Origin of the sequence: Acinetobacter sp. YH12142, from assembly GCF_013418435.1 — a bacterium.
Classification (GTDB): domain Bacteria; phylum Pseudomonadota; class Gammaproteobacteria; order Pseudomonadales; family Moraxellaceae; genus Acinetobacter; species Acinetobacter amyesii.
Map to the genome: position 1 here is coordinate 184,762 of NZ_VPCB01000004.1, position 11,804 is coordinate 196,565.

Here is an 11,804-nt window from a genome sequence, read left to right on the forward strand (position 1 = left end):
TGAATATATCGGAGAAAAGCTGGCTTTATTTACATGGCCCAGTAAGATGAAATTTACTCAATGGTAAATTTAGCTTATTGGGCATTTTTTTGTCGATGCGTTTAAAGGGAAATTTGTACAGGATGTTGTTATGCTGAAAATGTTGGCTTTGGATCGTTTTACCATTCTACTTTTTGTAATGGTCATACTTGCGACTTTTTTGCCTGTTAGTGGTCAAGCTGCAGAAATCTTTGGCTATATTACCACGGCTGCAATTGCCATTTTATTTTTCCTTCATGGTGCAAAGTTGTCTCGTGAGGCTGTGGTTGAAGGCATTTTGCATTGGAAGTTACATGCTTTAGTTTTTGCTTTTACCTTTGCATTATTTCCATTATTGGGTTTAATGGCGAAACCAATTCTCGTGCCGATGTTAGGGCAAGAGTTGTATTGGGGCTTTTTGTTTATGTGCTTTTTACCCTCGACAGTACAGTCTTCTATTGCATTTACTTCGGTAGCACAGGGTAATGTTGCTGGCGCAGTCTGTAGTGCATCATTTTCAAATATTATTGGGATGTTTATTACCCCAGTGATGGTGGCCTATTTTATTCTCGGTCAGTCACAACATAACTACGATCCGACGGCATCTATTATCCAAATTACCCTGTTATTACTGATTCCCTTCATTTTAGGGCAGCTCCTCCGTCCTTGGGTGTTTCCTTATATGAAGAAAATGCCAAAAATTGTGAAGGTATTTGATCAGGGCTCAATTTTGATGGTGGTCTATGGCGCATTCAGCAGTGCGGTGGTGGCAGGGCTATGGCATCATGTGAGTGGTATGACTTTATTCCTGTTGATTGTGGCGTGCTCTGTCTTGTTAACAATCATTATGTTATTGGCGCTATATGTACCACGTTGGTTGGGCTTTAGCCGAGCTGATCAAAAGACGATTTTCTTTTGTGGTTCTAAAAAAACCTTGGCGAGCGGCGTGCCCATGGCACAAATTTTATTTATTGGGCAGCCGATGGGGATGATAGTTTTACCGATTATGATCTTTCACCAGATTCAGTTGATGGTCTGTGGTGTGATTGCCAACCTTTGGGCAAAACAAAGCCGTGGGCAAGAATAGGGCGAGATGAATAGGTTCTTTTAAAATACCTTATATAGATGAAAAAAAATCATGAAAATTAAAAAAGGCATCTTCATTTTATTCTTGGGTATGAACACAGTCGTTCATGCTCAAGAGGATTTATCCGTAAATAGTAACCGTGATGTCATTGAAAAAATGCCGCTCATCAGCCTGCAGCCCATGTTGGATTTTTGTCGTGATCGACAACCACAGATGAATACGGAATTAGATCAGGCTTATCAAACTGCAAAGCTTAAATTAATTGCTGCGGTTCAGGCTGTCCGTTTTAATGGTGTAGAGCCATTAAAGGCAAAAGATGTTGATCTGTCAGTCGATGCACAATTTAAACAGCAGCTTCAAAGTATTTTAGAGGGTATGAGCAGATCATTACAGTCAGTAAATGCTACGACGTTTTGTCCTGCATTTATTGAAAGATTAAACCATTTTGATCAAGCCCAATTTCAGCGTACAGTCGAATTACAATATCAGAAATATTTAGAGCAAGCTCAACCTAAAGAGTAGAGCGATTCAGCCTTGAATATCTATTTATTAACATTAAAAAATCAGCTATAATTTGCCCCAACTTGTTGTGCTTAGCTCTGACGGTATCCGTCTCGGTGGGCCAAAAGAATGGTCTGTTATGGTGTTGGTCTGCTTTTTTAAGCCTTCCTTGTAGCGATACAAGAGTGATCAATTGCGATGACAGCTAAACCTTCTTAAATCTTAGGAGTAATCGACGATGCGCGCCGATATTCACCCAAAATATGAAACTTTAGTTGCTACATGTTCATGCGGTAACGTAATTGAAACTCGTTCAGCTCTTGGTAAAGAAACTATTTACCTAGACGTATGTTCTGCTTGCCACCCATTCTACACTGGTAAACAGAAAAGCGTTGACACTGGCGGTCGTATCGACAAATTCAAGCAACGTTTTGCTGGTATGTCACGTTCTATCAAACGTTAATATCCAAAACGAAAAACGGGCTTTATGCCCGTTTTTTTGTGCCGATAAAAAAGATAAACCTTAAATCGGCAATGTTCAGAACCTTATTGGTCCTGAACATCGATGAGATGGTCGAGTTTCTTCTGGAAATAATCGCCTTGAATAAAGCGAGCTTCGACATTCCAAGCATTGGCAAACAGTGTCATGTCATTTAATTCACGTAACATGATTTCAACAGTTTTGATTTCATGATAAGTGGTAATTTTTTCTTGGAGCTCTTGGCACGACTTATCGTTTGCAAGCATTTTGGTCAAACTTGAATCTAATGTTAAGCAGTGAACATCCATTTGGCGTAATAATGATTCACTAAACATCGAATGACCAAAATTGCGTAAAGCCAGTTCGGCACCATTTTTACGAAGTTCTACAAATGCTTTTTGAGCGGCATCGATATTGAGCTGAATGTCTTCTTCGGCAAATTGTAAAATCAGTGGATTTTTCAATTTACTACGAATAATCGTAATTAGTTTCGAAATAAACTCAGGGAAGGTGCGGTCGTTATATAGCACTTCTTTGTTCAGGTTAACGATTAATTTAGCTTCAGGGAACTGAGTGATGAAGTTGTGTAGCTGTTTACACGATTCAACCAAGATCCAACGATCCAATTTAATGGAAAGCTCCGAGTCTTCAGCTAACTCACGCAGTTGGGCGATATCTTTCCATTTATTTTCAAAAATAAAGCCGCTGGTTACTTCATAAGTATAAAGATGAGAATCTTCTTTATCATACAGTTGTTGATATTTAAGATGAATTTCACCGCGTTCTAAGCAGTTGCGAAGGGCCTTAATAACAGGAGCTTCATCACTAACGACAATCGGCGCAATTTGTGCTTCTGGTGTACCAAAATCCAAACTTGGTATATCAATTTCTAATGGAATAGTTAAATCGATTTCAGGTGCTTGTTGGTTGGTTGGTAGCGCAGTATTAAAGGCTTTCGCAATAAAGGTATCAAAATGTGCTTCATCACGAATATCGCTGTCTAAAACACTGTATCCTATGCGTAAATTTAATGGATAAGTTTCATTGTTTACACTGAGTAATTGAGGTTTGCTCAGGGTGTTAAGACCAATCAACTTAGACTCAAGTTTGAGCTGATTATCCGCTTGGAATAAGGCAACGATTGCACCATTATCTAAACTAAATAATGGAGCATGAGTCTGATCTTTCAAGAAGTCTTTAATATTGGTGAAATAGCTCTTATAAGTATTCCAATCTTTTTGAAAAATCGCATCAGAACAAGAAGCCAATGTAAATAGAACCAATGCATTTACATTAGCAGGTTGCTGGCCAATGGTGCGGTTGAGTTGTTGAAATGCTTTTGGTTTTTGTGGGCTAGCTTCAACTGGAGCGTTGCTTACAGCATTGCTGCTTTGACTGCCAATTTCAATTGCGAGCTGTAAAGCATCTTCTTCAGCCGCGGCAATAAATTCGAGTTTTAGTGGGTTTTGCCCAGCCACTGCGATATTTTGCGAAACAAGATCAAAACGTCCTAAATCGAGCTGTCCTTGGCTGATTTTTTTAAAGCGTTGCTTAAAGTCGTTGAGGTCAGTAGGTTGTAATAGATCGAGTAAAGGCAGACCAATTACATCATCTTCATTTTTTAGACCAAATAAAGTGAGATATTCAGCATTGGCTTGAATGTGAATGCCTTCTTGAATCACGGCAACCGCTTTACGACTATCTTCAACTAAAGACTGGGTTTGGATTTGAGCTGTTTCGAGCTCTTCCATTAAATGTTGCTGCGATTGTTGTAGGCGACTAAAGGATAAAGCACGGATTAAACCAAAATAGAAACTCTCAGGTTCAGCAATATCGACAATGTCATAAATCCCTTTTTTGACTAAACTTGCATATTGTTCTGCTTGATAGTCCTCGGGTTTAAGTAAAATAATCGGTAAATTCGGTTGGCTCGATAGTTGAACTAAACTTAAAGCTTGTTCATATTTTAAATCATAAGCACGTCCAAAAATGATCAAGTCCCAATTGAGATTCAGCTGTTTTTCGAAATTTTGTAAATCATCAAGTAATATGGCATGAACTTGATGTTCGCTGTCTGTCAATAAATCACGTATCTGGTTAAAACGTATTTGATTATCATCAATAATGAGTAATCGAGTTTCCGTACGTTTTAGTTTTTTGGATAGTAATGGATTTCTCACTTTAATGCTTCCCATAAGTCGTTATTTTTGATCTCATTGCTCTGTTTCGCAATATAGTCTTTAACGACATTTTCTTGCTCTTCATTCAATAATTCATATTCAAAGCGAATAAAGCTTTGTGTCACCAACTGCGCTTTGGTGAGATAGACTTTGATGTCTTCTTTGCCTAAGCGAAGGTGGATCGTTTGTTTCTCTCGGAAGAGATTTGCCCCAGGTAAAATTAAGGTCGTAGACACTTGATCAAGTTGTGTGGTCTGTACCAATAAAGCAGGTTGATGATTTGTTGTATTGCGGTCGGTACGAATATGGGCTGAACATGGATACAAATCTTGAGCCAGTACTTCGAGACCCAATTCCAAACTTTTTTCAGTCGATTGTTTGATCCAACGAACAACACCGCCACGCCATTGGCTTTGAGCATTTTCTTGGATCAAAATAAATTCGCCGGTTTTTAAATTAGCAGGGGTAGGGCCAGTCCATTTAATGCGATAACCATTCACACTAATATCTAATACGTCAGCGGTATGAATCTGTTTTGCTTCACGATCTAGCGCTTTCGCATTAGTCATGCCTGTTGGCATATTTGAATCATGCGAATTGACAAAAGAGGCTTCATTGTGGAATTGATAATTGCCTTCCAAATCTAAAGTTTCGTGGAAGTTTTTACCTTTAGAGAGATAGAAATGCGCCACCATTAAGCTAAAGCAAATATTAATTTGCGCAGAATATTCATAACGTTCATGACGGCGTTCAGTGTTGTTGGTCAAAATATTATGAATATGGAAATATAGCGCTGGAGTTAAAAATAACTTTTCATTTTTAGATAAATAATTGGCATTTCTAGTTTGCGTTTCGGTCAAATGATCGAGCAAGTTTTGCGTTGAAATGTATACATTGGCTTGATAAGACCGATCTTGTTTTGAGTTATAAATCGGTGGGTGATCTTTTTTCGTGTCTACAACATAGCGTGAAAGCGTGGTTTCTTTCGGTAGGATTTGAACCAATTTTGCCCAGTCAAAACTACATAAATACAAGCCTTGGATTTCAGCAGGGCGAATCTGATGATTATTGAAAATATCTAATAAGATTAATTGTGCATAAGCTTGAGCAATATTTGCAATTTGATGTTGAGTACCCAGTAACTGATTGACATTACTTTGATAGAAATTGTGTTCAATGGCACATTCAATCAGTTGATGTGCCGCAATCCATTGACCCGCCGTCGGTGTGGCATACAACATGTGTTGTTGATACAACAACAGTGTCAGTTGTTGCAACGCATAGTAGATTGATGCAATTCGAGCGGTTTGTAAGCTTTTTTTATGGCCGAATGAAAAGATCGAAAACTTTTGTTGATTAAGCTGCTGATTACATCGCTTGGCAATATCAATATAGATTTTGGCAAAGTGACTGCGTAAAAGCATAGCTAATTCAATGATTTGGTCATTACGATCCGTGGTAATGAGGCTTTGATTGGTAAAGTGTTTTTCTAAGCTCGTGAGCACACTTTCCATAGTCGGATGTAATATTTGAACCAAATCAAAACGTAACATCTCTTGGCATTTCAGCTCGGAGATTTCAAGTAAGGCATTGAATAAAGCTTTAGATGAGGTACCCAATTGTAAAATTGAAATACCGTTTAACCACTCTTGCAGACCTTTAGCATTGGTCGGACAAAAGCTTAATTTATCCAGCTTTAATTCAGTCGGATTGTAAAACGTATCTGAAGTATGCGTGGTCATCTTTATTATTTAACTCAAAAAGTTGAAGCCCCAAAAAGCGGTGTCTTGTTTTTTTCGCCCGCTATTTCCCGTACAAGTTTAGGAACCAAATAACCTGGTAGATTCTCTAAAACTTTTTTATAAATTAAATCAATATCCTGAGCTGGTGTATCAAAATGATGAGCACCTTTTACTTTATCCAGAACATGTAAATAATATGGCATTACACCTGCGTCGAATAAGCGGTAACTTAAATCGACCAATACATCTGCAGAATCATTAACCCCTTTTAATAAGACTGCTTGGTTCAGCACGGTGATTCCTTGTTTGACAAGCTGTTGAAGCTGGCTACACGTGAAGTCATCTAGCTCTGATGCATGATTTGAGTGTACCACTAGAATAATGCGTAGCCTACTGTTTTTTAAAATAGAAACCAGCTCTTCATCGACACGGTTGGGGATTACGATAGGAACTCGTGAATGAATTCTCAAAAATTTAATTTGTGGTAAAGTCGATAAACGTTCAATCCACACTTGAAGTTTACGATTTGATAGTGTGAGCGGGTCTCCACCACTTAAAATCACTTCATTAATATCGGGTTGTTGTTCGATATATTGCTTAATGTTTACCCAATCGTCATTTTTAGGCAGGTTTTCTTGGTAGGGAAAATGCCGGCGGAAACAATAACGACAATGGACCGCGCAGGCACCGGTTAAAGTCAGTAAAAAACGAGACTTGTACTTATGTAATACACCAGGCTGTTGGTTGGCTTGTTCTTCACCTAATGGGTCGGTAACAAAACCGGCGTGTTCTTCGAGTTCTAAATGATGCGGTAGGACTTGGAGTAAAAGCGGATCGAGCGGATTACCTTTTTGCATTTTTTCAACAAAAGCTCGCGGCACGCGTAGGCGAAACTCATCTGCTGCGAACTGAGCACCCGATAATAACTGATCATGCGAAAGTTCTAATACATCGAGTAATTCTTGAGGATTTGTTATCAAATCACTCAATTGGGTTTGCCAGTTTTGCTCTTGAAATAAATAGTTTATCATGCTGAATGTTTAAAAAATGCAGAAAGGTGAGTGGGGAATATTGCTGAAATTAATGCGTCGAACTTTGAAGTGTAAGCTGAAATAATTCCGATAAAGCTCACAACGGATGAAGCCTACGAAACATTTATTAAGTTTCAGTCAACAGCAATTTTACCTGTTTGTGGGCATTGTATAAACAAAGTTCTTTAATGTCTGAGTGTAAGTTAAGCAGCTTGACCCCTTTAATGGGGATTTTTTCGTTGCGACATGGTGCATTGGTCATTTAGAATACGCAATATCACATTAATGTGCATGTGGCAGCCAATGTTACAGTCAGTACTTGCTAAATGACATGTTACAGCCCATAGCATCTATAGATTAAAGTTAGTAAGTTTGGAGTGAGCCAGTCATGGCCTATTATTCTACGAATGATTTCAAGTCAGGCCTTAAGGTCATGCTTGACGGTAACCCATGTTCAATCATGGAAAACGAATACGTAAAACCAGGTAAAGGCCAAGCTTTTAACCGCGTAAAATTACGTAACCTTAAAACTGGTAAAGTTTTAGAAAAAACTTTCAAATCTGGTGATTCACTAGAAGCTGCTGACATCCAAGAAGTTGAAATGAACTACTTGTATAACGACGGTGAAATGTGGAACTTCATGGATCCAGAATCTTTCGAACAAATCGCTGCTGATAAAGTTGCTATGGGCGACGCGGCTAAATGGTTGAAAGATGACTCAAATGAACTCTGTACAATCATGTTATGGAATGGTGTTCCTTTAACTGTGAGCGCGCCCAACTTCGTTGTATTAAAAATCGTTGAAACTGATCCAGGTGTACGTGGTGATACTTCAGGCGGTGGCGGTAAACCTGCTAAGCTTGAAACTGGTGCAGTTGTACGTGTTCCATTATTCGTACAGCAAGAAGAAAGCGTTCGTGTAGACACCCGTACTGGTGACTATTTAGAACGTGCATAATGGTTTAAAAATAGACTATTATCGAAAGGGATGAAGTGATTCATCCCTTTTTTTATACCTATTGGTTTAAATTTTTATGCCAAAGTATTAGATGAAAAAGCCCATAACAGGAGTAGAGTTTCAAGGGAAGAAACAGCAGTACCTCGAACAAGAAAAATCAAGCTGATTTATTTCAACATTTATGAGGGATTGAGATGGAAACCATTCAACCGAAGTCAGGAATGGCTTCAAAGATTATCTGGCTGTTTGTAGCCATTCTAGGTGCCGTTTCATTCGGTATACTAGCACTCAGTCGAGGCGAGCATGTCAATGCAGTTTGGCTGATCCTTGCAGCAATCTGTGTGTATAGCATTGCGTATCGTTTTTATAGTTTATTTATTGCCAATAAAGTCTTTGAACTGAATGAGCGACGTTTAACGCCTGCCCATCGCTTAGCTGACGGATTGGATTATGTACCGACCAATAAAAGCGTTCTATTTGGTCACCACTTTGCTGCGATTGCAGGTGCTGGCCCTTTAGTTGGACCGATCCTTGCTGCGCAAATGGGTTATTTGCCGGGAACAATTTGGCTCTTGGTGGGTGTTGTACTGGCTGGTGCGGTTCAAGACTTTTTAGTCTTATTCATCTCGACGCGTCGTGATGGTCGTTCACTCGGTGAAATGGCAAAACAAGAACTAGGTTCTTTTGCTGGAATCATCGTGATGCTTGGTGCACTTGGCGTGATGATCATCATTCTTGCGGTACTTGCTTTGGTTGTTGTAAAAGCGTTGACCAACAGTCCGTGGGGTGTTTTCAGTATCGCGGCCACAGTGCCGATTGCGATTTTCATGGGTATCTACATGCGATTTATCCGTCCGGGTAAAATTGCAGAAGTGTCGATCATTGGTTTTGTACTGATGATGGCAGGGATTATCTATGGTGGTGACATTGCACAGCATCCTTATTGGGGTCCATTCTTTACACTTTCAGGTACTGAACTAACTTGGTGGTTGATTGGTTATGGTTTCGTGGCATCAGTATTACCCGTTTGGTTACTGCTTGCACCACGTGATTACCTATCTACTTTCTTGAAAATTGGTGTTATTGCAGGTTTGGCAATCGGGATCATGTTTGCTTTACCTGAAATGAAAATGCCAGCGGTAACGCATTTTATTGATGGTACGGGTCCTGTATTTGCAGGCTCAATGTTCCCATTCTTGTTTATTACCATTGCCTGTGGTGCAATTTCAGGTTTCCATGCGCTCGTTTCTTCAGGAACGACACCGAAGCTTGTGAATAATGAAAAAGATATTCGCATGATCGGTTATGGCGGCATGTTGATGGAGTCTTTTGTTGCGATCATGGCTTTGGTCTGTGCAACGATTCTTGAGCCTGGTGTGTATTTTGCGATTAATGCGCCAGCAGCTGTGATTGGTACAACGGTTGAGTCCGCTGCAGAAGCAGTTCGTACATTAGGCTTCGTGGTAACACCTGAAGCATTGACCTTACTTGCACAAGAAGTGGGTGAAAATTCGATTCTGTCTCGTACAGGTGGTGCGCCAACATTTGCGATTGGTATGGCTCACATTATTACGGAAATTTTCAATAACCGTTCAATGATGGCATTCTGGTATCACTTTGCGATTCTATTCGAAGCACTCTTCATTTTAACTGCTGTGGATGCAGGTACGCGTGCATGTCGTTTCATGGTGCAAGATACAGTGGGTATCGTAGTTCCTGCGGTTAAAAACTCACATAATTTCTTCGGAAATCTGTTGGGTACCGCTGTGGCTGTCGCAGGTTGGGGCTTCTTCGTTTACCAAGGTGTGGTTGATCCACTTGGCGGTATTAATAGCTTATGGCCGCTATTTGGTATTGGTAACCAAATTCTTGCTGCGATGGCATTGATTTTGGGTACAGTGATTTTATTTAAGATGAAAAAACAAAAGTATGTTTGGGTAACGATTATCCCAACAGTATTCTTGTTTATTACTTCAATGACCGCTGGTTGGCAGAAGATTTTCCACGAAAATCCAAAGATTGGTTTCTTGGCTCAAGCAGATCGTTTTAACGCAGCCATTGCGAAGAATGAATTGTTGGCACCTGCGAAAACCATGGCTGAAATGCATACGGTTGCATTGTCGAATCAAATCAATGCCGGTCTTTGTGCATTCTTTATGATTGTGGCATTTGTGATGTTATTTGCAGCGATTGGTGTGGTGCGTCGTGCTTTGGCAAATCCAAATCCATCGGTGAATGAAGCAGAAGCGATTTACCGTGACCCAGCTGAAATTAATCCGTCGAATTCAGCACATTAATAGGGGAATATGAATGAACCTGAAGTTTGCAAAAAGTGGAAAAACGGTGATTTATAAAATCATTAAAATGACCATTATGTCGCAGAAGGATCTAATTCTGAACCCGAAAAATTGGTCACGTATTGCGACGTTGTGGCAACGTTTACAGCAAAGCTTCCGCCTGATGGTGGGTGTGCCAGATTACCAAAACTATTTGGAACATATGGCAAAACATCATCCTGATTTGGAAGCGATGGATGCAAAAACATTTTATCGTCACTGTGTAGATGCACGTTATCCATCAGCTGGTGGTGACATGAAGAAGTGTCCTTGCTAATGCTTTGACTTGTGCTAAAAATCCAATAAAAAAGCGTTCTTCGGGACGCTTTTTTTTTGCTGAATTTTGATCAGTCGAAGCGAAAACAACGTTTTTGTATACTCAATAAATATCAAGCGTATGTATTTAAAGTATTGAACTGGGTATGGCTTGGAGATAAACACTGTATTTTTAAATAAAACCCTGTATGTTAGTCATTCATTTAACTTTTTTATTGGGGAATAAAAGGTGTTTTGGGGATCAGAGAAAAGCCAACAAAATAATACATCAACGCTTTTAAGTGAGCAGAGCCTTGCGCCTTTTTACCCGAAAATAAATACATTCCTCGAACAAATTAACCAAATTATTTTGGATAAAAATCAGCAAACCAAATTGGCTTTAGCTTGTCTATTGGCTGGTGGGCATGTGCTATTTGAAGACTTACCTGGTTTAGGAAAAACGACATTATCTAGCGCCTTGTCACATTTGGCGGGATTAAAGTTTCAACGGATTCAATTTACCAATGACATGCTGGCCAGCGATGTGATTGGGGTAAATATGTTTAATCAAAAAGAACATCATTTTGAGTTTAAATCTGGGCCGATTTTTACCCAAATTTTATTGGCAGATGAAATCAACCGTTGTAGTCCAAAGACCCAAAGTGCTTTATTGGAAGCGATGGAAGAGGGCTATGTGACGGTCGACGGTGTGCGCTATGCTTTGCCTCAACCATTTTGGGTGATTGCGACACAAAACCCTTTATTTCAAAGTGGTACTTATGCCTTACCTGAGTCCCAGTTGGACCGGTTTTTAATGCGTTTGTCTTTAGGTTATCCATCGCGTCAGGCAGAGAAATTATTGCTCCAACAAACTTCACGCCATGATCTGATTGCGGCATTAGCACATATCTTTAATGAAGCAGAAATTTTACAACTACAAGGCTTTGTCGAGCAGATACATCTGAGTGATCGTTTAATGGATTACATTTTGGATCTTGCTGCTGAGACACGTAAGGGGAGACATGGTCTTTCTACTCGTGGTGTTTTAGCCTTAAAAAAAGCTGCGCAAGCCTATGCGCTGATTGAGCAGCGAAATTATGTGAATCCTGACGATGTACAAGCCGTTTTTACAGCTGTGGTATCTCATCGAATTGGGTTGTCAGATCTTGAAGCCTTTAAGCTTTTAGAACAAGTTTCGATTCAATAAAGGAGTTG

Annotated in this window: 10 protein-coding genes; 7 read left to right on the forward strand and 3 right to left on the reverse strand. The window is 39.6% G+C overall.

What is annotated here, in order from left to right; all coding sequences use genetic code 11:
- The first annotated feature begins 130 nt into the window (after positions 1 to 130).
- From FTU77_RS05480 to rpmE, 3 genes are all read left to right on the forward strand, one after another.
- Complete coding sequence (locus FTU77_RS05480; protein WP_180055117.1) at positions 131 to 1,105, forward strand: bile acid:sodium symporter family protein; 975 nt, start codon at positions 131 to 133, stop codon at positions 1,103 to 1,105.
- A gap of 51 nt (positions 1,106 to 1,156) precedes the next feature.
- On the forward strand, positions 1,157 to 1,627 hold the full coding sequence (locus tag FTU77_RS05485; protein WP_180055119.1) for a hypothetical protein: 471 nt from the start codon (positions 1,157 to 1,159) through the stop codon (positions 1,625 to 1,627).
- A 217-nt stretch (positions 1,628 to 1,844) separates the two neighbouring features.
- Positions 1,845 to 2,069, forward strand: a complete 225-nt coding sequence (gene rpmE / locus FTU77_RS05490; protein ID WP_078190165.1) for a 50S ribosomal protein L31 — start codon at positions 1,845 to 1,847, stop codon at positions 2,067 to 2,069.
- A gap of 83 nt (positions 2,070 to 2,152) precedes the next feature.
- Here rpmE and FTU77_RS05495 read toward each other — a convergent pair whose 3' ends face one another.
- The 3 genes from FTU77_RS05495 to epmB are packed head-to-tail and all read right to left on the reverse strand — an operon-like array spanning position 2,153 to position 7,040.
- Complete coding sequence (locus FTU77_RS05495; RefSeq protein WP_180055121.1) at positions 2,153 to 4,282, reverse strand: EAL domain-containing protein; 2,130 nt, start codon at positions 4,280 to 4,282, stop codon at positions 2,153 to 2,155.
- Positions 4,264 to 6,009: a GTPase gene (locus tag FTU77_RS05500; RefSeq protein WP_180021984.1), complete on the reverse strand. Its 1,746-nt coding sequence runs from the start codon at positions 6,007 to 6,009 to the stop codon at positions 4,264 to 4,266. Before FTU77_RS05500 ends, FTU77_RS05495 begins: the two co-directional genes overlap by 19 nt.
- A 14-nt stretch (positions 6,010 to 6,023) precedes the next feature.
- Positions 6,024 to 7,040, reverse strand: coding sequence for an EF-P beta-lysylation protein EpmB (gene epmB / locus FTU77_RS05505; protein ID WP_180055123.1), 1,017 nt, complete (start codon positions 7,038 to 7,040; stop codon positions 6,024 to 6,026).
- Positions 7,041 to 7,428: 388 nt separating this feature from the next.
- Here epmB and efp point away from each other — a divergent pair, with 388 nt between their 5' ends.
- The 4 genes from efp (at position 7,429) to FTU77_RS05525 (ending at position 11,796) form a co-directional block, all read left to right on the forward strand.
- Positions 7,429 to 7,998: an elongation factor P gene (gene efp / locus FTU77_RS05510; RefSeq protein ID WP_067762759.1), complete on the forward strand. Its 570-nt coding sequence runs from the start codon at positions 7,429 to 7,431 to the stop codon at positions 7,996 to 7,998.
- A gap of 194 nt (positions 7,999 to 8,192) precedes the next feature.
- The gene (locus tag FTU77_RS05515; RefSeq protein WP_078190161.1) at positions 8,193 to 10,295 is read left to right on the forward strand and encodes a carbon starvation CstA family protein; all 2,103 of its coding nucleotides are present in this window, start codon (positions 8,193 to 8,195) and stop codon (positions 10,293 to 10,295) included.
- A gap of 13 nt (positions 10,296 to 10,308) precedes the next feature.
- A complete protein-coding gene (locus tag FTU77_RS05520; protein WP_078190160.1) occupies positions 10,309 to 10,611 on the forward strand; it encodes a YbdD/YjiX family protein in 303 nt (100 codons plus the stop codon).
- 228 nt (positions 10,612 to 10,839) lie between these two features.
- Positions 10,840 to 11,796 carry a MoxR family ATPase gene (locus FTU77_RS05525; protein ID WP_180004888.1) on the forward strand — a complete coding sequence of 319 codons (957 nt, stop codon included), beginning with the start codon at positions 10,840 to 10,842 and terminating at the stop codon, positions 11,794 to 11,796.
- Positions 11,797 to 11,804 lie beyond the last annotated feature (8 nt).